The organism is Actibacterium lipolyticum, from assembly GCF_900184935.1.
In the GTDB taxonomy this organism is placed as follows: Bacteria; Pseudomonadota; Alphaproteobacteria; order Rhodobacterales; family Rhodobacteraceae; genus Actibacterium_A; species Actibacterium_A lipolyticum.
In genome coordinates this window covers 1,696,452-1,721,821 of record NZ_FXYE01000002.1, presented here as the reverse complement: position 1 = coordinate 1,721,821, position 25,370 = coordinate 1,696,452, and the positions used below count along the sequence as shown (strand labels likewise).

32 protein-coding genes are annotated in these 25,370 nt (G+C 56.8%); 20 read left to right on the top strand and 12 right to left on the bottom strand.

Annotated features, from left to right (window positions below; translation table 11 throughout):
- Positions 1–12 precede the first annotated feature (12 nt).
- A complete protein-coding gene (locus COL8621_RS17020; RefSeq protein WP_176438525.1) occupies positions 13–891 on the bottom strand; it encodes a flagellar hook-length control protein FliK in 879 nt (292 codons plus the stop codon).
- A 149-nt stretch (positions 892–1,040) separates the two neighbouring features.
- Between COL8621_RS17020 and COL8621_RS17015 the strand changes: the two genes are divergently transcribed.
- From COL8621_RS17015 to COL8621_RS16990, 6 genes are all read left to right on the top strand, one after another.
- Complete coding sequence (locus COL8621_RS17015; RefSeq protein ID WP_093968461.1) at positions 1,041–1,316, top strand: rod-binding protein; 276 nt, start codon at positions 1,041–1,043, stop codon at positions 1,314–1,316.
- Positions 1,309–1,647, top strand: coding sequence for a hypothetical protein (locus COL8621_RS17010; RefSeq protein ID WP_093968460.1), 339 nt, complete (start codon positions 1,309–1,311; stop codon positions 1,645–1,647). The genes COL8621_RS17015 and COL8621_RS17010 overlap by 8 nt, the downstream gene beginning before the upstream one ends.
- A 204-nt stretch (positions 1,648–1,851) precedes the next feature.
- Positions 1,852–3,336 carry a flagellin N-terminal helical domain-containing protein gene (locus COL8621_RS19415; protein ID WP_093968459.1) on the top strand — a complete coding sequence of 495 codons (1,485 nt, stop codon included), beginning with the start codon at positions 1,852–1,854 and terminating at the stop codon, positions 3,334–3,336.
- Positions 3,337–3,413: 77 nt separating this feature from the next.
- Positions 3,414–3,794 carry a flagellar biosynthesis regulator FlaF gene (gene flaF, locus COL8621_RS17000; protein ID WP_093968458.1) on the top strand — a complete coding sequence of 127 codons (381 nt, stop codon included), beginning with the start codon at positions 3,414–3,416 and terminating at the stop codon, positions 3,792–3,794.
- Complete coding sequence (gene flbT, locus COL8621_RS16995) at positions 3,791–4,195, top strand: flagellar biosynthesis repressor FlbT (protein WP_093968457.1); 405 nt, start codon at positions 3,791–3,793, stop codon at positions 4,193–4,195. The genes flaF and flbT overlap by 4 nt, the downstream gene beginning before the upstream one ends.
- Positions 4,192–4,992 (top strand): DUF1217 domain-containing protein, encoded by an 801-nt coding sequence (locus COL8621_RS16990; protein ID WP_093968456.1) that lies wholly within the window; start codon positions 4,192–4,194, stop codon positions 4,990–4,992. The genes flbT and COL8621_RS16990 overlap by 4 nt, the downstream gene beginning before the upstream one ends.
- Here COL8621_RS16990 and COL8621_RS16985 read toward each other — a convergent pair.
- Entirely contained in the window at positions 4,989–6,326 is a 1,338-nt protein-coding gene (locus COL8621_RS16985; protein WP_093968455.1) for a FliI/YscN family ATPase, read from the bottom strand. The genes COL8621_RS16990 and COL8621_RS16985 overlap by 4 nt on opposite strands.
- Before the next feature lie 82 nt (positions 6,327–6,408).
- On the opposite strand from COL8621_RS16985, the gene COL8621_RS16980 reads away from it, so the two are divergent.
- Genes COL8621_RS16980 through COL8621_RS16940 form a run of 9 tightly spaced genes read left to right on the top strand, consistent with a single transcriptional unit; the run spans position 6,409 to position 10,959 of the window.
- Entirely contained in the window at positions 6,409–6,792 is a 384-nt protein-coding gene (locus tag COL8621_RS16980) for a FlgB family protein (protein WP_093968657.1), read from the top strand.
- A gap of 8 nt (positions 6,793–6,800) precedes the next feature.
- A complete protein-coding gene (flgC, locus tag COL8621_RS16975) occupies positions 6,801–7,193 on the top strand; it encodes a flagellar basal body rod protein FlgC (RefSeq protein WP_093968454.1) in 393 nt (130 codons plus the stop codon).
- A gap of 12 nt (positions 7,194–7,205) precedes the next feature.
- Entirely contained in the window at positions 7,206–7,499 is a 294-nt protein-coding gene (gene fliE / locus COL8621_RS16970; protein WP_093968453.1) for a flagellar hook-basal body complex protein FliE, read from the top strand.
- Between the two features lie 3 nt (positions 7,500–7,502).
- The gene (locus COL8621_RS16965) at positions 7,503–7,769 is read left to right on the top strand and encodes a flagellar biosynthetic protein FliQ (RefSeq protein WP_093968452.1); all 267 of its coding nucleotides are present in this window, start codon (positions 7,503–7,505) and stop codon (positions 7,767–7,769) included.
- A 3-nt stretch (positions 7,770–7,772) separates the two neighbouring features.
- Positions 7,773–8,489, top strand: a complete 717-nt coding sequence (locus COL8621_RS16960) for a flagellar hook-basal body complex protein (RefSeq protein WP_093968451.1) — start codon at positions 7,773–7,775, stop codon at positions 8,487–8,489.
- Positions 8,490–8,507: 18 nt separating this feature from the next.
- Positions 8,508–9,293, top strand: coding sequence for a flagellar basal-body rod protein FlgG (gene flgG, locus COL8621_RS16955; RefSeq protein WP_093968450.1), 786 nt, complete (start codon positions 8,508–8,510; stop codon positions 9,291–9,293).
- Entirely contained in the window at positions 9,293–9,721 is a 429-nt protein-coding gene (gene flgA / locus COL8621_RS16950) for a flagellar basal body P-ring formation chaperone FlgA (protein WP_093968449.1), read from the top strand. Before flgG ends, flgA begins: the two co-directional genes overlap by 1 nt.
- A gap of 9 nt (positions 9,722–9,730) precedes the next feature.
- Complete coding sequence (gene flgH / locus COL8621_RS16945) at positions 9,731–10,465, top strand: flagellar basal body L-ring protein FlgH (RefSeq protein ID WP_093968448.1); 735 nt, start codon at positions 9,731–9,733, stop codon at positions 10,463–10,465.
- 11 nt (positions 10,466–10,476) lie between these two features.
- Positions 10,477–10,959 carry a flagellar basal body-associated FliL family protein gene (locus COL8621_RS16940; protein ID WP_306345728.1) on the top strand — a complete coding sequence of 161 codons (483 nt, stop codon included), beginning with the start codon at positions 10,477–10,479 and terminating at the stop codon, positions 10,957–10,959.
- Here the strand turns inward: COL8621_RS16940 and COL8621_RS16935 are convergent.
- The 10 genes from COL8621_RS16935 to COL8621_RS16890 form a co-directional block, all read right to left on the bottom strand.
- Positions 10,956–11,219, bottom strand: coding sequence for a hypothetical protein (locus COL8621_RS16935; protein ID WP_093968446.1), 264 nt, complete (start codon positions 11,217–11,219; stop codon positions 10,956–10,958). The two genes, COL8621_RS16940 and COL8621_RS16935, sit on opposite strands and share 4 nt — an antisense overlap.
- Positions 11,220–11,302: 83 nt before the next feature.
- Positions 11,303–12,385 carry a flagellar type III secretion system protein FlhB gene (gene flhB, locus COL8621_RS16930; protein WP_093968445.1) on the bottom strand — a complete coding sequence of 361 codons (1,083 nt, stop codon included), beginning with the start codon at positions 12,383–12,385 and terminating at the stop codon, positions 11,303–11,305.
- Positions 12,382–13,152: a flagellar biosynthetic protein FliR gene (locus COL8621_RS16925; RefSeq protein ID WP_093968444.1), complete on the bottom strand. Its 771-nt coding sequence runs from the start codon at positions 13,150–13,152 to the stop codon at positions 12,382–12,384. Before COL8621_RS16925 ends, flhB begins: the two co-directional genes overlap by 4 nt.
- Positions 13,149–15,239 carry a flagellar biosynthesis protein FlhA gene (gene flhA / locus COL8621_RS16920; protein WP_093968443.1) on the bottom strand — a complete coding sequence of 697 codons (2,091 nt, stop codon included), beginning with the start codon at positions 15,237–15,239 and terminating at the stop codon, positions 13,149–13,151. The genes COL8621_RS16925 and flhA overlap by 4 nt, the downstream gene beginning before the upstream one ends.
- Positions 15,239–15,979: a transglycosylase SLT domain-containing protein gene (locus tag COL8621_RS16915; RefSeq protein WP_093968442.1), complete on the bottom strand. Its 741-nt coding sequence runs from the start codon at positions 15,977–15,979 to the stop codon at positions 15,239–15,241. The genes flhA and COL8621_RS16915 overlap by 1 nt, the downstream gene beginning before the upstream one ends.
- Before the next feature lie 79 nt (positions 15,980–16,058).
- Positions 16,059–18,197, bottom strand: a complete 2,139-nt coding sequence (locus COL8621_RS16910; RefSeq protein ID WP_141137908.1) for a hypothetical protein — start codon at positions 18,195–18,197, stop codon at positions 16,059–16,061.
- Positions 18,194–19,060: a flagellar motor stator protein MotA gene (gene motA / locus COL8621_RS16905; protein ID WP_093968440.1), complete on the bottom strand. Its 867-nt coding sequence runs from the start codon at positions 19,058–19,060 to the stop codon at positions 18,194–18,196. The genes COL8621_RS16910 and motA overlap by 4 nt, the downstream gene beginning before the upstream one ends.
- Positions 19,061–19,130: 70 nt before the next feature.
- On the bottom strand, positions 19,131–19,715 hold the full coding sequence (locus COL8621_RS16900; protein WP_093968439.1) for a MotE family protein: 585 nt from the start codon (positions 19,713–19,715) through the stop codon (positions 19,131–19,133).
- The gene (locus COL8621_RS16895; RefSeq protein WP_093968438.1) at positions 19,712–20,131 is read right to left on the bottom strand and encodes a DUF6468 domain-containing protein; all 420 of its coding nucleotides are present in this window, start codon (positions 20,129–20,131) and stop codon (positions 19,712–19,714) included. The genes COL8621_RS16900 and COL8621_RS16895 overlap by 4 nt, the downstream gene beginning before the upstream one ends.
- A gap of 10 nt (positions 20,132–20,141) precedes the next feature.
- On the bottom strand, positions 20,142–20,633 hold the full coding sequence (locus tag COL8621_RS16890; protein ID WP_093968437.1) for a flagellar basal body-associated FliL family protein: 492 nt from the start codon (positions 20,631–20,633) through the stop codon (positions 20,142–20,144).
- Between the two features lie 128 nt (positions 20,634–20,761).
- Here COL8621_RS16890 and fliF point away from each other — a divergent pair, with 128 nt between their 5' ends.
- From fliF to COL8621_RS16865, 5 genes are all read left to right on the top strand, one after another.
- Entirely contained in the window at positions 20,762–22,339 is a 1,578-nt protein-coding gene (fliF, locus tag COL8621_RS16885; protein ID WP_093968436.1) for a flagellar basal-body MS-ring/collar protein FliF, read from the top strand.
- Complete coding sequence (locus COL8621_RS16880; protein ID WP_093968435.1) at positions 22,339–22,926, top strand: FliH/SctL family protein; 588 nt, start codon at positions 22,339–22,341, stop codon at positions 22,924–22,926. Before fliF ends, COL8621_RS16880 begins: the two co-directional genes overlap by 1 nt.
- Positions 22,919–23,197, top strand: a complete 279-nt coding sequence (locus COL8621_RS16875) for a FliM/FliN family flagellar motor switch protein (RefSeq protein WP_093968434.1) — start codon at positions 22,919–22,921, stop codon at positions 23,195–23,197. The genes COL8621_RS16880 and COL8621_RS16875 overlap by 8 nt, the downstream gene beginning before the upstream one ends.
- The gene (fliP, locus tag COL8621_RS16870) at positions 23,197–23,925 is read left to right on the top strand and encodes a flagellar type III secretion system pore protein FliP (protein ID WP_093968433.1); all 729 of its coding nucleotides are present in this window, start codon (positions 23,197–23,199) and stop codon (positions 23,923–23,925) included. The genes COL8621_RS16875 and fliP overlap by 1 nt, the downstream gene beginning before the upstream one ends.
- Before the next feature lie 126 nt (positions 23,926–24,051).
- Positions 24,052–25,356: a UDP-glucose dehydrogenase family protein gene (locus tag COL8621_RS16865; RefSeq protein ID WP_093968432.1), complete on the top strand. Its 1,305-nt coding sequence runs from the start codon at positions 24,052–24,054 to the stop codon at positions 25,354–25,356.
- Positions 25,357–25,370: the final 14 nt, after the last annotated feature.

Here is a 25,370-nt window from a genome sequence, read left to right as displayed (position 1 = left end):
TGCGGGGTCCTTTCAGATACGAATGTCCAACCCATCGCTTAGGGTCACAATTGTTTTGGTAAGTTCGCTTTCAGCCGGGTCAGCGGCCCCCTGCGGCGCGTCAGGATTGTCGCCGTGCTGTCCCTGCTGCCCGGCGTCGCCAGCGAAATCAAAGCTCAGATCGGAGTAGCCCAATGCACGAAGCTCTTTCCCAAGAGCGTCGATATTATTCCGCAACAGCTCTGTCGTTTCGGGCCTTTCCGCCAGAATAGAGACTGATATGGAACCTTCCGAGGTTGATAAATTCATCCGCACCTTGCCCAACTCTTCGGGGTTTAGTGCAACCTCGACCGTTCCCTGCTGCGTGGCATGAGCGATTTCGACGACTTGCCGGATAACGGGCGCTTGCGAGGCCTGCACCGATACCGTTTGCGCGATCCGGGTTGGCTCTGCGCTGCTTCGGGGTTCAAGGATTGGCAAAGGATCGGGCAAATCGAGACTCTGATCAGCGGCACCAACGTCAGGGATCATATTGGCCACTGCTGGGGCCAGCTTGTCCGCGGCGCTTCCTGGCATCCCACTGGCCAGCGGCGGTTCTGTTGGGGGGCCTGCATCGTTTTGCACGTCACCAAGCGATCGTGACGTGACAGCGACGAGCATGTCCGGTTCTGCATCAGGCAAGAACTGCTGCCCCCCTTTGGGAACAGGCAGGGGCAATTCCTTGGGCGCGGCCGTGCCCGGCACAGTTTCGAATTCGGGCGGGTCCTCAACCTCCAGATCCTCAACAACGGTATCGACTGGCGTAACCTCTTCGGCTGTAACCGCCCCCTTGCCCATCAAAATGGCCGTGAACTCCGCCGCCACGGCTGGGCCATCGGGCAAGGGAACCGCCACCTGCGGGGAGGGCATCATTCCGGCTGTCTGGATAGGCGTCACAATGGGCATTCGCTGCACTGACCTTCAAATGATCGTTGCGAAAGTCATGCGGCATCGAAGTTACCACTTCTTTACCGGAACCAGCCCAATGTCAGCCAAACAAATCGAAATTGAAGGAATGCCCCATGATTGATGCACTAAATTCCGCCGCGCCACCCGCACACACCGCGCACGATGCAAAACTTCGCCGCGCAGCCGACCAGCTGGAAGCGAATTTTTTGGCAGAGATGCTGAAATCGACGGGATTCGGTGCTGCTCAAGAATCCTTCGGCGGAGGCGCGGGCGAGGAGCAGTTCGGCTCTTTCTTACGCACAGCGCAGGCCGAAGAAATGGTGAAAAGCGGCAGAATCGGTTTGGCCGAGCATCTGTTCGAAGCCCTGAAGGAGCGTGCAAATGGATAACGCTAAGCTCTTAAACACCCTTCATGATCTGCTGGAACGCGAACGGGCCGTTCTGCTGTCTGGCCAATTCGCGGACCTTGAAAAGATCACTGCGGAAAAGGCGCGCATCCAAGGACAGCTTGCGCCAGAAACGCCTGCCGATCTTTCCGCCCTAAGGGTGGCGGCCCAACGCAACGCGAGGCTGCTTTCGGCGGCACAGCGCGGGCTTGATGGTGCAAGGGAACGACTGAAGGCCATCCAAAATCGCGGGGCCGACCTGAACACTTACGACCGGTTCGGCCAACGTCTGTGCACGACGCAAAGCGGCATCAAACTTCTGCGCAGAGCATGACGCAAGTTAAGTCAAATCCTATCGATCTGGAAAACACCCTTTAGCGAGTTCTTAGCACTTGGCGCTCAGGTTCGTCTTTGCATTCCACACGGGGTGGCGCGGCTGTGCACAGCATAGGTCCGCACGGGTGAAATACCGTTCCAGCCGCAAACCTGCGGCGTACTGATCAGGCGCAAAAGCGCCCTATGCTTAAAGGAACTTACTATGTCCAGTATTCTGACAAATAACAGCGCAATGGTTGCTCTTCAGACTTTGAAGGGCATCAACGCGAACCTCACCAAAACCCAGGATGAAATCGCAACAGGTAAATCCGTGGCCACCGCAAAAGACAACTCGGCCGTGTGGGCGATTTCAAAAGTGATGGAAGCCGACGTAAACGGGTTTAAGGCAATTTCGGAAAGCTTGGCGCTGGGTGAATCAACCGTTTCTGTTGCGCGTCAGGCGTCGGAAACTGTCTCTGACCTGCTGACCGATATCAAAGGCAAGGTCGTTGCAGCACAGGAAAGCAACGTAGATCGCGAAAAAATCCAGACAGACATCAACTCGTTGCGTGATCAGATCACTGCGGTTGTTGGCGCGGCTCAGTTCAATGGCCTGAACCTTGTCGAAGGCACCGATAGCGTTGATATCCTGTCGTCCCTCGACCGATCTAACGACGGCACGGTCAAGGCCTCCAGCATCTCGGTTGATCGCCAAGACCTTTCCTCCACGGCTGGTGTTTTGGGCTCTGGCACCGACCTTTCTGCGAACGCCACGCTTTCCGATACGTCGGCCTCGAATGCAGGTAATACCGCGACCATCACACTGGCCGCTGATGCTGACGTGTCTGGCGATGCGTTCGAAATCAACGTCGGCGGTGCCACCGTTAGCTTTGCGGCTGGTGAAATCTCGGGCGATGAAAGTGCCGCGGCGGATTCCATCTCTGGTGCGATCAACGCTTTGGGTCTGGTTGGTATCACTGCAAGCGCGGCAAGCGGGGTCGTGACGCTGACGTCGACCCGCGCCTTCGAAGATGTGGCTGTGTCCGGAACCAAAAATGGTGGTGCAACCGACATTACCCTGTCTGGCACAGAGATTTCCGAACGCGCGGAAACGATGACCTTCTCATCCGCTGCGAACGTCGCCGAAGGGGATGGCTATCAGATCAGCGTGGGCGGCACCGCCTTCACATATGTGGCTGGGAAAGGCGAAACTTTCGAAGATGTCGCACGTGGTTTGAAAGCCGCTGTTGATGGTGGCGGAAACGAAGATATCTCGACCGAGGTTTCGCAAAATGATGCGGGCCAGTGGACCCTTAAGGTTGATAACGATGGCGCAACCCCCGCTGCGCTTTCTCGCGCGGGTGCGGCTGATGGCACGGCTTCGGGCGGGCTCTTTGGGCTTGGTGGTATCGACGTTACCACCGATGCAGGCGCAAAGGCTGCATTGGGCAATGTTGAAACACTGATCAACAATTCCATTGATGCCGCCGCATCCTTCGGTTCCGTCGAAGGGCGTATCGAAACGCAAAGCGATTTCATCGGCAAACTGACGGACGCCCTGAAATCGGGCATCGGTTCGCTTGTTGATGCGGATATGGAGGCAACATCGGCCCGGCTTCAGGCGCTTCAGGTACAGCAGCAACTTGGCACACAGGCGCTTTCGATCGCGAACCAAGCACCGCAGAACATCTTGTCACTGTTCCGCTAATGGCTTGGCCGGGGCGGCATTCGCCCCGGCCCACTTTTCCCGCGACCTGACCCCAATCCAATTCGGAAGGAAAGCGCATGACCGCGCATCTGCGGGCCAAAACGGCCTATTCCGCGCCCTTGCAGGCGGCGATACGAACACCAAGAAGCATTGAATATGACATCTTCGCGCAGGTGACCGCGCGGCTAAAACAAGCTGGCGCAGACCCGAAAACGGGCTTTCCCGTCTTAGCGGCCGCCCTGCACGACAACCGTAAACTGTGGACAGCCCTTGCCGCCGATGTCGCCGAGGCGGGCAATTCCCTGCCCGAAGCATTGCGCGCGCAGCTGTTCTATCTGGCCGAATTCACCAACGCCCATACGCGCAAGATTTTGTCTGGCACGGAAACCCCCGAAATTCTGGTCGAGATTAACACCTCTGTCATGCGCGGCCTAAGCAACGCGGGGCTGACGACATGAGCGGGCTCGTCTTAAAACTCGCCCCAAAAGAGCGGGTATTGGTCAACGGCGCGGTCATCGAAAACGGCGACAGGCGTTCGCGGCTTAGCATTGTAACACCGGACGCAAACATCCTGCGCCTGCGCGACGCCATTCACCCAGAAGAGGTCAACACCCCCGTACGTCGGGTGTGTTATATCGCGCAGCTTGTCCTTGCAGGGGATGCCGAGCCCGACGACGCAAAGATGCAGCTTCTGCGCGGAATCGAACAGCTTAGTCAGGTGCTGACCGACCATGACAGCCGTCTTCAGCTGAACACCGCAAGTGATGCGGTGCTGGGTGGGCAGTTCTATCAGGCCCTAAAGGCGATGCGCGGCCTTCTTCCCCGCGAAGAGCGGCTGCTTGCCGCGACGCAGGCATGACGTTTCAACCTGTCATTCCGTTCGGCGGCTTCGTCGGCTGGCGGTTTCTGGAGCGTACAATGGACGCCCAGAAAACCGCCTATGACGCATCGCCAGCGATCAAACGGGATCAGGCGTATTTTCGTGAAAACATCGGCAAGGTCACCAGCGCTGAAGCCTTGGTTGCCGATCGGCGCCTGCTATCCGTCGCTCTAGGCGCGTTCGGTTTGGATGACGACATCAACAACCGATTTTTCATTCAAAAAGTTCTGGCAGACGGGGTCGAAAGCGACGATGCCCTTGCCAACAAACTGGCCGATAAAAGCTATCTGAAATTCGCCGAGGCGTTTGGCTTTGGCGGCGAAGATGCCCCAAACTCGCAGAAGCCTGACTTCGCTGATGGAATTCTAGATGCCTACAAAACGCGGCAATTCGAAATCGCCGTCGGTAATCAGAACGACGATATGCGCCTTGTGATGAACCTAACGCGCGAGTTGGGCGAACTGGCCGGATCTGACAGCAGCAACAACGCAAAGTGGTACGGCGTCATGGGGTCCGAACCTTTGCGAACGGTGTTTGAAACCACCTTTGGCTTGCCCAGTTCGTTTGCTGCGCTGGATATCGACAAACAGCTTGAGGTGTTTCGCGACCGTGCCGAAAGCGTCTTTGGGAGTGGTGAAGTCGATCAATTCGCAATCCCCGAAAAGATGGAGGAACTGACGCGCCTTTTCCTTATAAGATCCCAGCTTGCAAACTCTTCGGCGGCATACAGCCCCGCGTCAACGGCGCTGACATTGCTTCAAAATGCGGTGTATTAGAGCCTGTTCTTAGGCTCTGCCGCCGCCAAGCATTGCGCAAGATTGGCGAAACTGGCGGCGGTATCCTCTGCCTCTTCCTGCGCAAGAAATGCATCCAACAAAGGCCAGACCTTGATCGCCGCATCAATTTCTGGGTCTGAACCAGCTGTGTAAAGGCCCGCCTGAATCATCACCTCTACGCGCTCATATGCGCCCAGAAGGCGGCGCGCTCCGGTTATCAGCGCGTTTTCGTCGCCACTCGCCGCATCCGGCAAGCTGCGGGAAACCGACCGCAACAAATCAATCGCGGGAAACCGACCGCGTTCTGCGATCTGCCGGTCCAACACGACGTGCCCATCCAGAACGCCGCGCAGAATATCGGCCACCGGTTCATCCATGTCAGACCCAGCAACAAGCACACTGAAAATCGCGGTAATATCGCCCATCGTACCGGAACCAGGCCCGGCGCGTTCAGCCAATGACATGATCATTTGCGATGTCGATGGCGGAAAGCCGCGAAGCGAAGGCTCTTCCCCCCCGGCCAAAGCGATTTCGCGGTGCGCCTCTGCAAAGCGGGTAACGGAATCCGTCAGAAACAGAACCTGCTTTCCCTGATCGCGAAAATACTCGGCCACGGCCATTGCCGACCAAGCTGCGCGTCGGCGCACGATTGCGGATTGGTCTGATGTGGCGGCAATCACCACCGAACGCGCCATGCCTTCTGGCCCCAAAGTACGGTCAACAAACTCCCGCACCTCGCGCCCGCGCTCCCCCACCAGCGCGATAACGGCGACATCCGCCTGAAGGCCCCGCGCTAGATTGGCCAACAGCGTCGATTTCCCAACACCCGACCCAGCGAACAGCCCCACACGCTGGCCCCGGACGATCGGCAGCATAGTGTTGAAAACCGTCAGCCCCGTTTCGACGCGCGACCCCAGACCACGCCGCCGCGTTGCCGCCGGCGGTGCCGCTCGCAACGCCCGGTTAGAGGGGCCGCGAAACAATGGCCGCCCGTCAAGAGCCGCCCCAAATGGGTCAATGACGCGCCCCAACCAACTGTCGTCGGGCGCAATCGTTGGTGCGCCCTTAAGAACGGCGCGGTCACCGATTGATAAGCCTTCTGGCATCCCGTCCGGCAGGACGGTGATTTCCTCATGTGTCAGGCGCAAAACCTCTGCCCGAATGGGGCTGCCGTTCGACGGGGTCAGTTCAATCATATCGCCAAGGCCAGCCGCATGAGAAAGGCCAATAATAGTGACTAAATCACCTTGAATCGACTTCACACGCCCCACGACGTGCGATCGGCTAAGCGCGGATATTTCCGCCATCAAAGAGGTAATCGCTGGGCTGGGCATCGGGATTCTCCGCTGTTGCTCTGACAACGGTTTCTAAAGGAATCAGGGTTAAACCTTGGTTGAAACCGAGGGAGAAGCCCGGATGTTTAACAAATTAGAGATACTGAAAATGGCGCACGGCATGGCAACCCATGCCGCCGCACGTCAGTCCGTCGTGGCGCGCAATATCGCCAACGCCGACACGCCTGGGTTTCAGGCACAGGATATTACTTCGTTCAAGAAAACCTATGATGACGACGCAGGGTTTGCGACGCGTTCGACGCGGTCAGGCCATATCGCAGGCTCCGCCCAACCTTCGGACATTGCGGCGTTTTCCGACACCACGGCAGATGCATCGCCCAACGGCAACTCTGTCTCGCTTGAAGTCGAAATGGTGAAATCCGTCCAATCCAAATCCCAGCACGATATGGCGCTGACGGTTTACCACAGCGCGATGGGCATCTTGCGCACCAGCCTAGGCCGATAGGTGCGGACATGAGTGAACTTTTCAAATCACTTGCGGCATCTGCCAGCGGCATGAAGGCGCAAAGCGCGCGGCTGCGGCATGTCTCTGAAAACATCTCGAACGCGGACACACCCGGTTACCGGCGCAAGCTCGTTAGTTTTGCCGAAACCGTATCGGGTGGGCGCCACACTGGGCAGGTCACATCTGGCCCTGTGTCACTGGACCAACGGGAATTGGCGCGGGTGTTCGACCCGTCCCACCCGATGGCGGATGAAACTGGCCATTACGACGGCTCTAACGTCGATCTGGTGGTCGAAATCGCAGACGCGCGCGAAGCGCAGCGCAGCTATGAGGCGAACCTCAAAATGTTCGATCAGGCCCGGCAAATGTCGTCGAGCTTGCTTGATCTGCTGCGTCGATAAGGAAAATCTAGAATGGACATTACATCCTCAACCGCGGCCCTAAGGGCCTATGCAACGGCACGGCACGCAACCCAGCCAAGCGCGACGGATCCGGCGGAAAAATCCGGCTTTGCGCAACTGGCCCAGTCGTTCAATGAAACACTGATAAACGCCGAAGAAACCGCCAAGGCCGCGATGGTTGGCAAGGCGGATCCGCATGCGTTGGTCGAAGCATTGGCGCAAACCGAACTGGCCATCGAAACCGCCGTGACGGTGCGCGACAAGGTCGTCGAAGCGTATCAGGAAATCCTTCGGATGCCGGTGTAAGCGATGGATGAGGTCATCTTCTTTGACACGCTAAGGCAGGGTCTTTGGATTTCGGTCAAAATCTCCATGCCCATTTTGGCGGTCGCGCTGGTGGTGGGTTTGGCGATTGGCCTGTTTCAGGCGCTGACCTCGGTCCAGGAAATGACCCTGACGTTCGTGCCAAAGCTTGCCGCCATTCTGGGGGTGTTCTGGGCCACGATGGGGTTCATGACGCAAACCCTGACCAGCTTTTTCACGGATCAACTCGTCCCCCTGATGATCGGAGGCTGACCAATGGATAACGCAGGCTACACAACCCTTACCCGCCAAGCCGGTTTGTTGAGAGAGATGCAGAGCGTCGCCAACAATATCGCCAACCTTTCCACGACGGGCTACCGCGGCGAAGGGATGATCTTTGCCGAACATGTACGCGCCGTGGAAGGGCCCAGCGGGTCGCTTTCCATGGCTTCGGCCAACGTTCGCAACGTCGATCTGCAGCAGGGGCCGCTTACCGAAACCGGCGGGACGTTTGATTTTGCGATCGAAGGGCCGGGGTTTTTCTTGATTGAAACCCCAAACGGGGAGCGGCTGACACGGGCCGGTGCCTTCACCCCCAATGAGGCGGGCGAACTTGCCACCCCTGACGGGTATCGCCTGCTTGATCTTGGCGGCGCGCCAATCTTTATCCCGCCCGATGCCGCGTCTGTGCAGGTTTCGCCGGATGGCACGCTAAGCGCGGACGGTCGCGCGCTAAGTCAGGTGGGCGTTTATAGCCCGGCAAGTGCAGCAGACCTATCCCGCGACAACAATACAAGTTTCGCATTTCAAGGCGAGTTAGAGCCTATCTCTGACAGCTCTGTTCTTCAGGGGTTCGTCGAAAACTCTAACGTTGATCCGATTACGGAAGTCGCCCGAATGATCGAAGTTCAACACGCCTATCAGCTTGGTCAAAGCTTTCTGGAACGCGAAGACGAACGCATTCGTGGCGTTCTGCGTACCCTTGGTCAGTAATTGTGAAGGAGGTGCCAGATGCGCGCCCTAAAAATCGCCGCCACGGGCATGACTGCCCAGCAAATGCGGGTCGAGGTGATTTCAAACAACCTCGCCAACATGAACACCACCGGCTACAACGCCCGCCGCGCTGAATTTGCCGATCTGCACTATCAGCAGGTCACGCGCGCCGGTTCGATCAATGCGGCCGACGGTACTGTATTGCCGACCGGCGTTCAGCTTGGACTTGGCGTGCGACCGTCTTCGGTAAGCGTTACGCTATCGCAAGGGTCACTGTCTCAAACGGGCGGCGACCTTGATCTGGCAATCGAAGGTCAGGGGTATCTTGAGGTCACGTTACCATCCGGCCTGTCCGGTTTTACGCGCGATGGCGCGTTGAAGCGCACGGGCGATGGGTTGATTGTTACCTCAGATGGCTTCCCGGTCGCGCCGGATATCACCATCCCCGACGATGCCCGCAGCATTTCCATAAACGCAGAAGGCGAAGTTTACGCCTATTTCTCGGACCGGGTTCAGCCCGAACTGTTGGGCCAGTTCACCCTTGCCGGATTTTCCAACGAAAAGGGGCTGGAATCGATGGGGTCCAACCTATTCCTTGAAACCGCTGCATCTGGCCCCGCGATCAACGGCACACCGGGCGAAGACGGACTTGGCACGTTGCGGCAGGGCTACCTTGAAGACAGCTCTGTGGATGCCGTGCGCGAGGTCACTGAACTGATCGAGGCACAGCGTGGGTACGAACTGAACGCGAAGGTTATAACAGCTGCGGATCAGATGCTCAGCGCGACGACACAGGTGCGCTGATGCGGCTCTATTACGCCTTAATCCTGCTAGCTTGCGGCCCCGCATGTGCCGACACCCTTGTCGCCGCGCGCACCATCCGCGCCAACCAGGTGATCACCGCCCAAGACCTCGCAATTTCCGACATGAACCCAACCGGCGCGCTGACCCAGCCCGAACAGGCGATCGGCCAGGAAACCCGCGTGATCCTTTATGCAGGGCGGCCTATTCGCCCCGGTGACATCCGCCCCCCCGCAGTGATTGAACGCAACCAGCTTGTGACCCTCCACTATCGGCAGGGGGGGCTTGTCATCGCGGCAGACGCCCGCTCCTTGGCGCGCGCGGCTGTCGGCGACACCTTGCGCGTCATGAATCTGGCCTCTCGCACGACGGTCACCGGCACTGTCACCCAAAACGGCGCGGTCATCGTCGACCCGCATTCCTTTCCCTAAGGAGCATCCATGACTTTCGTTCCACGCCTTTCGATCTGCGCTCTTCTGCTACTCCCGGCCGCATGCGCGCGCGTCGAGCAAATTGGCAAAGCGCCCGATTTCACCCCGACAGAGGGCACCAACGCCTATATGGCGATGTCATCGCTGCCTTTTCCAGAAGAGACTCAGCGCGAAATGGCCTCGGATCAGGCGTCACTTTGGAGCGGGGGGCGAAGCTCCCTTTTGGGGGACCGTCGGGCAGAGCGGCGCGGTGATATTCTGACCGTCGTGATCGAAATCGACGACAAAGCAGAGATTTCCAATTCGACCGATCGCTCGCGAAGCGGTACCGAAAGCATGAAAATCCCCAGCCTGCTTGGCATCCCGCAGCGCCTGAACCCCGAGCTTCCTGCTGGGGCGAGTTTGAACGAGGCCGTATCGACCGCCTCGTCAAGCGGGTCCAGCGGTGACGGGTCCGTGCGACGAAACGAAAAGCTAACCCTGCGCGTCGCGGCCACAATCACCGATGTGCTTGCCAACGGCGTGGTGCGAATTGAGGGCACACAAGAGGTGCGCGTGAATTTCGAAATGAGAGAGTTGCTGGTCAACGGATACGTCCGCCCAGAAGACATCTCGCGTCAGAACGAAATCACCTATGACAAAGTTGCGTCCGCACGCATTTCTTACGGCGGAAGGGGGCAAATCACCGATATGCAGCAGCCCCGCTATGGCCAACAGATCGCAGATATTATTCTTCCATTCTAACGGGGCGCATCATGGCCAACTTAGTTCCAGTTTTGCTCGGCGTTGTCGGACTTGCCCTTGGTGCGGGCGCCGGGCACATGATGAAACCTACGGTCGTCGACGAGGCCAAAGAAGAAGCGACAGACACAACTCAAGAAAAGAAACCGGCAAAGAAAGATGACGAAAACGAAGCGGCCGAGTTCGTTAAGCTGAACAACCAGTTCATCGTACCCGTTGTAGAAAATGGCCGAGTCGCCGCCTTGGTCGTCATTTCCCTGAGCCTTGAGGTGACATATGGCGCCCGCGCGGCCGTCTATGAGCGTGAACCCAAAATTCGTGACGCATTCCTTCGAGTGCTGTTTGACCATGCGAATGCCGGCGGTTTCATGGGGACGTTCACCAACACAACGACCATGGACTCACTTCGTATCGCACTGCGCGAAACGGCGCAGAAAGTCCTTGGCCCAGACGTGACCGATGTTCTGATTATCGACCTCGTTCGCCAAGATACTTAGCGCCGGTGCACGGACTGCCCCAAAATCTTTGAAAGCGCCTGATTTCGCCCGAATGCACGTTTTGCTTTCGCACGGGCGTGCTCCTCTTCGACCAATGCGCGGGCGAGGTCCTTGTTAAGGGCCGAACGCCGTTTTTCCGCCCACTGAAACCACAAGATATCAACACCCGCGCTCAACGCGATGTTCCCCACATCACACGTGGCTTTTCGCCGCTGGGCGTCCAGCTCTGCCAGATCGGCACGATATCTGTCACACCTCATCGAGCAGTTTTTAAGGTGGGATAGTGCCGTATCAAGCACGGATTGCGTTACCGCAGTTAACTGATTTGTGGAACTGTTCGCCATTATCGCGCCCGCGCTTTTGCGCGCATCGCCTCGGAAAACCGAATGGCGGCCGCGACGGGGGCGTAGTGCTCTTTCGAAATCTCCTGGCCAATATCGACAGTCGCATGCAAGGCGCGCGCGGTCGGCGGATCACTGTGAATTGGGACGCCGGCTTCGGCGGCGGATTCTCTGATCCGGGCGGCAATCTCATCCACGCCTTTTGCGACACACAGCGGCGCGCCCGGCGTTGAACGATCCCACTTCAGCGCGACTGCGAAGTGGGTTGGGTTTACGATAATCACGTCAGCGGACGGCACATCCGCCAGCATCTGGTTCATCGCAATCGCCATACCCTTCTGGCGACGCTGTTGTTTTACGTGCGGATCACCCTCGGACTGTTTGACCTCATCTTTCAGCTCTTGGTGCGACATCCGGTTTTTGCGCAGATGTTCGCCACGCTGCCACAAGAAGTCTCCGGCCCCCATAATTACCGCGATGACCACCACGAACAGCAGGAATTCAACCGACATGTTCATCATCTGAGCCATCGCCATAGCGGGTGCCAGATGCATGGTCGCCAACATGTCTGGTAGGTTACGAAATAGATAGATCGTCAACAGCAGACTAAAAATCACAAGCTTCGCCGCGCTTTTTGCGAATTCAAAAAGCCCCGACCGCCCGAATTTGTTCTTTGCGTTTGAAAGTGGGGAAATGCGTGACAACTTCGGCTGGATCTTGGACGGAGCGACGACGAAGCTGCGCTGAACAACCACAGAGCAAAGCGACAGAAGCGCCGGCCCCGCAAAGAATGGCGCGACAGCAAATGCGGATGCCAACAACAACCCGCCAAATTGGGTCACCGCCCCGCTATGAAACAGATCGGCAGAAAGACTGTCAGCGTGATGCAAAAGCCTAAACCCCACATCCCCAAGTTGGCTGAGAGAGGCTGCGCCAACGCTGACCGCCACAAGGGCAAGACCGGCATAGGACGCGGCTGTATTAAGGTCCGCAGAACGCGCGATTTCGCCCTTTTTGCGCGCATCCTCTAGCTTCTTGGCGGTCGCGTCGTGTTGTTTGTCTTCGTCTTCGGACTGGCCGCTCATCGCGCCACCGAAAACGGGTCTGACAGCACAGCCACCAGCCAGCTTTGCCAAATTTCCAACATTACGGGAACCGCCAACACCATTAGGATAAGCCCCCCTGCGGTGATCGCGGGCGCGCCGACAAAAGCGACCATCAGCTGTGGCATCGCTTTGTTAATCACGCCCAAGGCCAAGTTGTAGATCAACGAAGCGATCACGAATGGCATCGCCAACAGGACCGCCAGACCAAAGCCAAGGGCAATATTCGCAACTCCCCAATCTGCCAGAAGCGCGGCGTCTGGCATACGGCCTGGTGGCAACATGTCGTAGGATAAAATCATCGCTTCTGCGGCACGAACATGCAGACCAGTCATTGCCGCAAGTGCCAGCCCCGCGATGGTAAGCAAATGGGAAAGCGCAGGCTGGGGATCACCGCCCGCGCCCCCGAATATTTGCGAAAGCGAAGTGGCTTGCGCAGCCACCTGCCCTGCAATCTGAAGGGTCTGCACCAGCAGCCTTAAAATTGCGCCTAGGGCCAGACCGGTGATGACCTCTCCCAGCCAAAACAGGCTCGGCTGTGCGGTTAAGGGCTGCGCATCAGTGGCGACAGCCGGCGCCACGATCAGCGTGAATGACAACGCGACCACCAGCTTTACCCGCTGTGGTATAAACTGCTCTCCGAAGCCCGGAACCATGACGACAACAGCGCCGACACGAAGGAAGACGATGAACGCTGACAGTAACTGTTCCTGCGCCACGGGTAGAATCTCGGCGATCAGAGGGATCATGGCTGAACCAGCCCGACAAGAGCAGGGCGCGCTTCGGTCCCAATCTCTTCGAACGACAGAACCGGCGCGCTGAGCCCTTTCGCGGCCAAGACTGTACGCAAAAACCGGCGGCGGCGTGAGGACGTGACAACAGCGGGAAACGTACCCGTTTCGCCGACGGCGGCAAGCTTTTCGGCCACCGCATTCGCAAGTCGGTTAAAGTCATCCGGTGGCAACGCGATGTTCTGGCCGCCGTTCTCTCCGGCAAGCTGATAGGTATTGAACTTTTCTTCCCATTCAGGGGCAAGTTGCAGCAGCGGTATCGTACCGTCATCCCGTCGATGTTCCTCGACCAGTTGGAACCCCAAACGCTGACGGACGTGTTCGGCGATCGACTCTGCGTTGGGGTGAGAGTGGCGCGCTTCGGCTGTCGCTTCTAGGATCAGCGGCAAGTTTCTGATCGAAACGCGTTCTTCCAACAGTAACCGAAGGACGGCCAGCAATAGATCGACAGGCACCTTGTCTGGAATCAGATCGTCAATCATTTTGCGGTTCGCTTCCGCCCGTGCCGGGTCAGAAAGATTACACAACTCATCCAGCAAACGCCGCAGCGCTTTGAACGTCATAAGCCGGGCGAAATTCTCTCGGATGACTTCCAAAAGATGCGTCGCCAACACCTCGGAAGGGTTCACAAGCGTCAAACCGGACAAAGCCAGTTCTTCGCGGTTTGGGCTGGTGATCCAACGGGCTGGCGCACCATAGACTGGCTCCGCAACATCCTCTCCGGGCGGTAATTGGGTCGCGGCATCCGACAGAAGTACAAGCACCTGATCAGGTCGCAACACATCCTGTGCCTGCTTAACCCCCTGAACACGTACGACATAGGTGCCCGGCCCCAACGCACCATTATCTGTCAGCCGAATTTCCGGCAAAATCAGCCCGTAAACCTCGGCCACGTGTTTGCGCATGTTCCCGATGCGGGCATCCAACCCCGTGGCGGGATCAAGCACCATACCAATCAGGTTCGGCGCAAATTCGACGTGTATGTCGTCAAGATCTAACAGATCGCCCATGGAACTACTTTGCGGCGGGGTAACGTTTTCAGCCTCAATATCGGGGGATTTCGCCGCCTGCTGACCATTGCTGCGATGCGCAAACCATGCAGCGCTTGCAAGCGCCCCCGCCCCAGCGATGAAAGGTATGAACGGAAGTCCCGGCACCAGCGCAAAAAGCCCCATTAGCAAGGCAACCGTTGCAAGCGCGGCAGGGTAGCGACCCAACTGAACGACCAGCGCAAGATCAGCAGCGCCTTTGACGCCACCGCGCGCCAGAAGCAACGCCGACGCGATCGAGATGATGACGGCCGGAATTTGACTGACCAGCCCATCACCAACCGTCAATATCGCATAGGTTTCAAACGCACGCGAAATTGGCATGTCATGCAATGCGACGCCGATAATCAGACCCATCACCAAATTTAGAAGCGTGATCAAAAGCCCTGCAACCGCATCGCCCTTAACGAATTTCGAGGCACCGTCCAAAGAGCCGAAAAAGGTTGTTTCGGCTTGCTCAAGTTCACGGCGCGCTTTTGCCTCGGCATGGTCAATCGCGCCCGCAGACATATCGCTGTCGATGGCAAGCTGTTTGCCCGGCATCCCGTCCAGTGCGAAACGAGCCCCAACTTCTGCCATCCGGGCCGCGCCTTTGGTGATGACCATAAAATTGACGATCATCAGAACCCCGAACACCACGAGGCCGATCAGGACACTGCCCCCCATGACGAAGTTCGCAAATCCTTCGATCACGTTCCCCGCGGCATGCGTTCCGGTGTGCCCCTGACCGATAATCAACTTGGTGGACGATACGTTCAACGACAGGCGCAACATTAAGGTCGCCAACAGCACCGTTGGAAACGCCGAAAAATCGAGCGGTCGTTCGATAAAAAGTGTGACCGTGAAGATCAATATCGCAAGGGCAAACGATGCCGCCAACCCAATGTCGAGCACCCACGCAGGCACCGGAAGCACCATCATGACGATCACCGCCATCAGGGCCAAAGCCAACAAGATTGTCGGGCGGAACAACTGGTTCAGTGCGATTTGAGGCATCAACCACCAGCCTGCGGTCTAATGAACAATCCTGCACTCGGCGTTGTCGTAATTGGCACAAGCGAACCCAAACCACGCGCACCCTGCCCTGTCTTCAGCAATGGGAATTTGTTAATTCTGGTCGCAACTTGCACTGGCGCAGGGGCAGACGTGGGCGCGGAAGGTGGCGCCGCCGGAACGGGCGCGGGCGTAGTTCCGTCTTGATGGATAAATGCTGCGCGAAACACATCAAATCGCTTGCGGTATCGCGTGGCGTATTTCTTCGTGCGAGAATGATAAGCACCGGCTGCGGCGCTCCAGTTTCCCATTTCTTTGTAAAGGTCCGACAGAAACTGAGCCGCATAAAGCGCGTTTGGCTCTGGCTGGAACATCTCATCGATAGACGAGAAATTTTGCCCGTGCCAACGATAGTTCAACTGAAAGCACCCAACATCGAAGCTGCGCGCGCCTGTCTTATAATGCTTATAAACGTATGCTTTCGCACTGTCCGGGTCGTCGAACCAAACCCCCTTACCCTCCATGTTAACGGTCCATGGCCAAGGCCGCATTTCGCCCCCGCGTTTGCGTCCGGTTTCGGTCAGCGAAATCGCTTTTAACACCGAAATAGGGACACCCATCGCTTCCGAGGCCTTCTGCGCAGCATGGTCACACAACACCGATGGGTCAGCCAAACTTTGGGTCGCGCCAATGGTCGCGATCCAAATGACAATTCCTTTTAATTGGCTAGAAAATCGCGCCATTCTGGCTGCTCCTTACGATGGTGTCAGCAGCAACGCTAAACCGACGTGGTTGATAAAGAGTAACCCGGTATTCGCCTTGTTATGGAAAGTTGGCTGGCTTCGATGGGCTCTGAACAAGTGCTTCCAACACTTCCCGTGTTTTCACACTTTTTTCCAAGATTTCGGTCGCACCTGCGAGCGTAGGCGAGGTGTCATTTTGCTGACCCTTCGGTGCTAAACGCAGCGCCGCGAAGTCTTGTTGCTCGGGCGATCCAAACTTAACGACCGCTGGCCAATCCGCAGTTTGCCACGCGACCGATTGCAACAGTTCTTCGTCACGCAATTGCCGCTGAGCCGATGCGTAATCCCCCAACGCAAGATGGGCACGCGCCCTGAGTTGTCGCGCCGCCGCGGACTCTTGACCGTTCGTCATCGACAAAGCTGCATCTGGGTCCCCATCAGCCAACGCTATTTCAGCGTGCAGACGTCGTTCATCGGGTGAATGAAGCCCGTGCTGGGCATCCAGAAACTGCTTGGCCTGAGCAACAAAACCCAGCTCAACAAACCGCCCTCCGACCGCGACGCGGGCATTGGGCGACAAAGCTTCGGTTTGTTGTTCGAAAAGCAGGCGGAACGCGTGACGCAGAAACGCCGCGTCGTCGGCGTTTGCAGTCAAAACAATCGCTAGATCAGAGACTAATTCACCTGAATCGTGATCAAAGGCTGCGAACTTTTCAAATGCCGCGTTGAAATCCCCAGCACCAGCGCTGGCACGCACCGACAGCCCCGCCAAACGCGCGCCCAACGGCGTACCACTGTGTTCAAACGCCAACGCTTCAACATGGGTTATGTCCTCTGGACTTGGAGGAACGGAGTCTTCAAGCTTCGTTTCAACCAAGCTTATGAAAGCATCAATCGCGTACAAATCGCCGCGCTGTGAGATCTTATCGAGAGTATCTTCGGCAAGATCTTCGCCCCCGGACTTCATTTCCAGACGTGCATTGACCAGATCGTATCCAGGCCCGTGAGCCCCATTCACTCGGCCAATTGCGTTTTGAATACGCGCTGCCGTTTCATCGTCGCCTATGTCGAGGAAACGCTGCGCGACCTTTGGCCCAAGTTCGCGGCGCAAATGAAGTGGAAGCGCAGAAATCGCTGCTTGGATCGCGCCCCGTTCGATCAGTTCGTCGCGAGGCAACTGTTCAACCGCAAGCGATGCCCACATCGCAACCGGCGCAGCGCAGCCAAGTTGGCCGGACAACACACCGGCATCCACCGGCACATCGCCGTCGGCTATTGCCGCCAACAGGCGCAACAGTGAATGATCAGGAACCTGCGCCGGAAATGCGTCCAACAGAACTTTCGCTTCGGCACCAAAACCCAAATATAGATGGGCCTTTATCAAGGCGTGTATCGCGCCTTCATCAACGTCATCAAACTCGCTCATTAGCGAGAGGCGCGCCGCCGATAGACGCTGGGTAGCCGGTTCTGAAACCGGTTCCTCAAAGAACGCGAACAGATCAGGCGCCAAGCACTTTGGCTGATGATCGATCATGTCTTCGGGTTTTTCGACAACGTCGTCGCGGTCGATACTTGTTTCTACGTGCCTGCCAAGTTTGTTAAGAAGCTGATCGCTCAACGCAGGTTTCGCCGAGTTTTCAGATACCCGTTTCACGTCAGGCACAGCGATCAAACCCTGCGCAACTGCACGGGAAAGATCCAAAAGCAATTCTTCGCGCAACGGCTCTATGTCGGTCGTCGCGCGTTTTTGGGGCGGAACAGGCTCTTTTTTTATTAAATCGGCGGACAGAGAAAGCGGTGGTCGGCTTAGCAGTTTCATGCCCGCATTTGGAAGCTCAACGAAGGCTTTCTTCGCTGGAACCGCGCCAGCCCCGTCTTTGATGTCGACCACAATACGCCCCGGTGAAACCTCGAACGCATCGACGTGGCATTCACAGGTGACCGACAGGTCTAAGCGTCCGGGGCGGGCAACAATATTGGCCAGCCGTGTTCGCGGGATGTAGTAAAATACCTTGCTTAGATCAAACGTCGTATCCGTGTTTTCCAGAACAAGAGTGTAGCCATCGCTGCTGGCCTCAACAGACCAGTCGACCCGCGTGCTGAGCGGAACCACTAACCGAGAGAAATCGGCGTGCTCACCCGATCGAACACGCACCGTTTCGGCACGGGCGGACGTGGCAAAGAGAATTGCAAAAAGAGCCAAGCCTAGGATTCTCATGCTGCGTCCTTTGTCGCCTTTAGCGCCTCTTCAAGGTCATTGAAGCTGGGGCGATAGTGGCTTGGCGTGTTCTGGCGTCCCACTTCGATGCAAAGGTTCATTGAATGGTTATGCAGATTCGCGACCAAGACTTCGCGGATCAGTTGGTAAAAGTGACCGTCTTCTTCAACGACCGTCTTAACCTTCGCCGCAAAAGGCCCCACCAACCCATAGGCAAGAAACACGCCCAAAAATGTGCCCACCAGCGCGCCGCCAATCAGTTTGCCCAAAATTTCGGGGGGCTGATCAATGGATCCCATTGTTTTGATCACGCCCAAAACCGCCGCAACAATTCCAAGCGCCGGAAGCCCGTCTGCGACTGTTTGCAAGGCATGACTGGAATGCATTGCATGGTGCAGGTTTGCGTCCATCCGCTTTTCCAACACCTCTTCCACCTGATGCGGATCATCGTAGTTCATTGATGCCGAACGCAGCGTATCACAGATAAGATCGACGGCCTCTCGATCCGCCGAAATCCTGGGGTATCTTTGAAAAATCGCCGAACTGTCTGGTCCTTCGATATGCTCTTCCAGACCAACGGGGTTTTGACGCGCCAGCCTTACAAGCTCAAACAGCAGACACAGAAGGTCGCGGTAATCATCGGGCTTCCACTTGGGGCCTTTGAACACCTTTCCCAGATCTTTGATCGTATGCTTGATCGCCGCCAGATCGTTGCTGATGACAAATGCACCAACGGCGGCACCACCGATCATGGTGAATTCGTAAGGAAGGGATTTCATGATAATCCCCATCTTGCCGCCAGCGGCCAAATAGCCGCCGAAAACCATAACGAAGATCATGATGATACCTACTATGCCGATCATTCGCTGTGCTCCGTTTTTTTCGATGAATCAGTCGCTGAAATGGTCGCATCCGATGGTAAAGAAACCCTGATCATTCGGTTGGCGCGTTTGCATTTCGGCCAGCCAAAATAACGCTGATCAGATAAGCGGTTTCGGGTTCCAGCCCGGTAAGAATCGCCGCGGCAGAATCGGCGCGCATGCGACCCAAGAAGCCGGCGGCAAATTCCGGGGCCATCGCGCCAAATAGCGAAACGGCATCTTTCGGCTTCATGCTTTCGTAGACGGAGGTCAGCCGGGCAAGGTCGCTTTCGGCGGCGCTATCGGCCAAGGTAATCGTCGCCTTAAGATCCCCTTCTGCGGCTTTTAATGCCGCCAACTGAACGCCAATCTCTTCACGGGCCAAATCTAACGTTTGCTGTGTTTGCAGTTGCGCGGTTTCAGTGATTTCAACCTTTGCCTCTCGCTCCTGCAGGGCTGCCAGAAGCATGGCAATATCGGGCGATGGCCCGCATTCGTTCGGCTGAGGAGCTTGGCTTGTAAACGCCTCCACCTGACGTGCGACGGCAAGGCCGGTGCCACTGCCCAGACGAATAAACCCGGAAATCGCCAGCATAGACGCCACGATCAGCAGCGCGCCACGCCCAGCCCGGCGGTTTGATCTTACCAGCTTTGTCATTCGGCCACCTCTGGTCGGCCGCGCAATATCAGCGGGTCGGGCTTTCCAACCGCTCGTGAACGAATGAACGAAAGCGGTCTTTCAGACGTTGATTTCGGCTCTAATTCAGTCTGTTTTGGCTTTTCGTCACCCATGGGTACATCGTGCAGAGATGCGACCAACAGCTCTAACCGCTGGGCAACGCCGTCTGCACGGTCGGTAAGTTGGGTAAGGGTTCCCGACGAATCTTGGGCGGAACTGCGCGCGGCGTCCAAGGCTCGGGTCATGTCATCGACCTGGGTCGATAATGCTGCGATCGCGCCGCCAACGCCTTTTTCAAGGTCATTGAAACGGCGCAGCCGGCGAGCAAGGATCATACAATAAAGCGCCGTGCCCAAAGCCCCGGCCACAAGAAGAATATCAGCGATCAACGCCATTTTTGCGCCCTCAGTTCAAGACAAATTCAGTGATAAGAAGATCGCGCACCTGACCCTCGCCGGTGACGATCTGGATGCGCCGCAACATCTGTGCCCGCAGGCGCACCAGCGTGGCGGATGTTTCCAAATCAGCCACATCAACGGCGCGAAGATAGCTGTTCAGGACGTCCAGAATGCGGGGCATCAAGTTGGTGACTTCAACCTCATGTCCGGGAACAACTTCGACAGAGGCGGCAAATTTCAAATGACGATTCGGAGATTCGGGCCCAAGCGAAACAATCAGCGGATCCAGCGCAACGAACGACACCCCGCTATCCTTTGCATCGTCTTTCTTGTGATCCTTGTCCGCCGCTTTTTCACCACCGATCGGCAAGTGCACCTTGCCAGAATAGACCGCAAAAAAAGCACCTGCGCCCAGTCCAAGGGCGAGGATCAGACCAATAAGAAGCGGTAACTTCGATTTCTTCGGCACCGGTTCGTCGGCAATATCTGTGGCTGCCATGTTCTCGTTCCATTCTTGTAACGCTCCTCCTTCTATACGCGGGTGGAAGCTAACCGATTGTTAAGCCTGATCAGGGAAGGATGGAGAGAAGACGGGGGCAGAAGCCCTGCAATAACCGGAGTATCGTCGTGCAACAGCTTACCGCTGTCTGGTCCAGCTTAGATATGCGTAAACGCGCCGTCGTTGCGCTTTCCACCATCGCCATGTTTGCAGCAATTCTTGCCATGTCCCGCATGGCCGCCGCGCCGAATATGGCGCTGCTATACTCTGGTTTAGAGGGGGGCGCGGCTGGAGAGGTTGTTCAGGCACTTGAACAGCGCGCCGTACCTTACGAGGTCCGCGGAGGGTCCATCTTTGTGGACAGTTCCCAGCGTGACGAATTGCGTATGACGCTGGCAAGCGACGGGCTGCCTGCGAATGGATCATCCGGGTACGAACTGCTTGATTCGCTGTCTGGGTTTGGGACCACCTCGCAGATGTTTGATGCTGCCTATTGGCGGGCAAAAGAAGGAGAACTGGCGCGCACGATCCTTGCCAGTCCACATATTCGTGCCGCGCGGGTCCATATTGCCAACGCGTCCGGCCAACCCTTCCGGCGCGACCTAAAGGTGTCTGCGTCTGTGACCGTGACGCCTGCGGGCGCGGGCTTTTCCAGTGCGCAGGCCAAGGCGCTGAGGTATCTCGTCGCGTCCTCTGTCGCTGGGCTGGCTCCTGAGGATGTCTCGGTCATCAACGGCACCGATGGTGTCATTCTTGTCGGGGACACTGGGGCGTCACAGACGGGCGAGGCAAACAATCGCGAGGCCGAGTTAAGGCAAAATGTAGAGCGTTTGCTTGCCGCCCGTATGGGTCCGGGCCGCGCGGTCGTCGAGGTTTCCGTTGAGACGGTGACAGACAGGGAATCGATTGTTGAAAGGCGGTTCGACCCCGACACCCGTGTGGCAATTTCGACTGACACTGAAGAACGCTCTACATCTGCCAATGATCAGGGAAGCGGCGCGGTAACGATTGCCAGCAATTTGCCCGATGGGGACGCTGGGACAAACCGTAATTCATCCAGCACCGATTCCGAAACGCGCGAAAGGGTCAATTACGAAGTCTCTGAAACTCAGCGCGAGGTCTTTAAATCGCCGGGCGCCATCAAACGCCTAAGCGTTGCCGTGTTGCTTGATGGTGTGCGTACCGTCGGGCCAGATGGCAAAGAGGTCTGGCAAGCGTTGCCTGCCGAAGACCTCGCATCACTGGAAGAGCTTGTTGCCTCCGCAGTTGGCTTTGACGAAGCGCGCGGTGACGTCATCACCTTAAAGTCGATGGAGTTCCAACCCGTCCCGGCATTGGGCACGGCAGCTCAGCCCGGGTTGATCCAGCGGATGGACATGAACCCGATGGAAATTCTGCAGCTGGGTGTGCTGGCGATTGTTGGAATCATCTTGGGCCTGTTTGTGGTCCGCCCCATCCTTCTGTCAAAACCGGTGCCGATCAGTGCAAGCCTGCCACCGCCTGCCACGCCCGGTTTAGATGGAGAGATTGAGACAGGCCAACCCTCGGTAGAGACGATGAATTTAGTCTCTGATACGGCCCAAAATGCCCTTCCAGTCGCAGTGACAGACCCCGTTGATCGTTTGCGCCAAATGATCGACGACCGCAGCGATGAAACGGTGGAAGTCCTTCGAACTTGGCTGGAAGAAGATGAGGAGCGCGTCTAGTGACACAGCCTTTAATTCTAGAAGATTTCACACCAATCGCACTGCCCAGCACGTCAGATGACCTAAACCCCGAAGGTCGCTTGGAAGTCTATGAAGAGGGGTACAAAGCTGGCTGGGAAGATGCCGCTGCGGCCGAAAACCAAAGCCAGACGCGCATCGCGCTGGACCTTGAAAAGGCGCTTCAGGACTTGTCGTTCACCTATCACGAGGCGCGCACACATGTCTTAAACAGTCTGGCACCGCTGCTAACGTTGATGGTCGATCAGGTTTTGCCAGATTTGGCCCACAGAGGGTTCGCTCAGGCGCTGGTGGATGTCACACGCGAAGCTGCCCACAAAGCAGCGGACGACCCTGTCGAACTGGTGGTGAACCCGGCAAATTATTCGTCCGTGGACGCAGTCTTACCAGCCGACTTGCCGTTTTCGATCACGCTTGTCCAAGATCAAAGCTTGGGGCCCGGTCAGGCCTATCTGCGGCTTGGTCAGTCAGAACAAAGCTTCGATATCGACTCTGTCCTCGTCAGCATCAGCACCGTCGTTTCAGATTTCCTTGGCGCTCAAAACGAAAAAGAAGTGAAGCATGGATAACCCCGAAAACACCGCTCAACAAAACCTTCTGACCAACGTCCCGTTGGAGGTCACTGTATCCGTCGGGCACGCACGCCCGATGATCAGCGATTTGCTTAACCTCAAACAGGGGGCCGTTCTGGCGTTGGACAAGCGGCTGGACGAACCCGTGGAACTTTTTGTTGGCGACAAGCTTATCGCCCGGGGCGAGCTTGAAGAATTAACCGGCGATCAGGCTGGTCAGCTTGCCGTGCGCTTGACCGAGGTCGCAGACCTTAAAAACAGTCTCTAATGCGCCTTAAATCACTTACCATATTCGCGGCCCTATTCTGCACACTCGCGTTTCCCGCAGTGGCCCAAGAGGTCACCATATCCATGGGCGAAGGCGGGAGCTTAACAGGGCGAAGTGTGCAGCTTATCGCACTTATTACCGTGCTCAGCATCGTCCCCGGGCTTGCGATTATGCTGACGTGTTTTCCGTTCATCGTAACGGTTTTGTCGATCTTGCGTCAGGCAATCGGGCTACAGCAATCGCCGCCGAACATGCTTATCGTCACGCTGGCATTGTTTCTGACCTATTTCGTGATGGAACCAACGTTTTCGCAAGCCTGGGACCAAGGACTAGAACCGCTGGTCGAAAATGAGATCCCCCTAGACGAAGCATTCGTCCGCGGGATCGCCCCTTTCCGCAGCTTCATGGCCGCACGCGTCGATGAAGAAACCTTCGCCTCGCTTCACAGCCTCCGGCCCCAAGCGGACGGCACGACCTTATCCAATGCACCGCTTTCCCTTCTGGTTCCGTCGTTCTTGTTGAGTGAGATTACACGCGCGTTTGAAATTGGCTTCCTGATCTACCTGCCGTTTTTGATCATCGATCTGGTTGTTGCGGCGATCCTGATGTCGATGGGCATGATGATGGTTCCGCCAGCCGTGGTTTCGATGCCGTTCAAGCTAGCATTCTTTGTCGTCGCCAACGGATGGACGCTTATCTCAGAGGCATTGGTACGCGGATATTTTTGATTGCGACGAATCCGCCAAATTGTGGAGAATCTGACTTAACTAGGAAGGTTACCGCCCGCCTCTCTTGACTTGTCCGGGCCGATCCACCATCCCCTTGTGTAGTTTCAGTTTTCCGGGAACGTACACATGAAGATTGCGATGATTGGTACGGGCTATGTTGGGCTCGTTTCTGGAGTTTGTTTTTCCGATTTCGGACATGAAGTAATTTGCGTGGACAAAGATCCACGTAAAATCGAGATGCTAGAACGGGGTGAGGTTCCTATTTACGAACCTGGCCTTGATGAGTTGATGGAAAAGAACGTCGCCGCTGGGCGTCTGTCTTTTACCGGCGACCTTAAGAAAGCCGTGGATGGCGTTGATGCAGTGTTTATCGCTGTGGGCACTCCGACACGCCGTGGCGACGGCCATGCTGACCTGACATATGTGATGGCCGCAGCCGAAGAAATCGCAAACGCCCTTACCGGCTATGCGGTAATCGTTACGAAATCGACCGTTCCGGTTGGCACCAACCGTCAGGTCGAAGAAACCGTGCGAAAAGCAAACCCAAATGCAGAGTTCGACGTCGCGTCGAACCCTGAATTCCTGCGTGAAGGTGCTGCGATTGACGATTTCATGCGCCCTGATCGCGTTGTGGTTGGCGTTGAATCCGAACGCGCGCAACAGGTTATGGGCGACATTTATCGCCCATTGTTCCTGCGCGACTTTCCGATCGTTTACACCGATCTGGAAAGCGCCGAGATGATCAAATACGCCGCCAACGCGTTTTTGGCGACGAAGATCACGTTCATCAACGAGATCGCCATGCTGTGCGAACGCACCGGTGCGAATATCAAATCCGTGTCCAAAGGCATGGGGCTGGATGGGCGCATCGGCAACAAGTTCTTGCATGCCGGACCTGGTTATGGTGGCTCTTGTTTCCCGAAAGATACCTCTGCGCTAGCGCGGATCGGGCAGGACCATTCCGCGCCACTTCAGATCACCGAAACCGTGATCAAGGTGAACGACGAAATCAAACGCCGTATGGTCGAAAAGCTTCAGGATTTGCTGGACGGCAGCTTTAACGGCAAGACCGTTGCGGTTTTGGGCGTAACTTTCAAACCCAATACCGATGACATGCGCGAAGCACCGTCTTTGACAATTGTTCCTGCGTTGATCGGTGGCGGCGCGAAAGTGCGCGTCGTTGACCCTCAAGGCCGTCGCGAAGGTGAAAGCCTGCTGCCCGGCGCAACATGGGTCGAAGACACCTACGAAGCCGCCAAAGACGCCGATCTTCTGGTTCTGCTGACGGAATGGAACGAATTCCGCGCGCTGGACCTTGGCCGCCTTGCAAAAGGAATGGCGACGCCGCGTATGGCAGACCTGCGCAACATCTATGACGAAAGCGACGCGACACGCGCCGGTTTCGAAAAATACGTTTCAGTCGGTCGCTGAAGCTGAATTTCCTG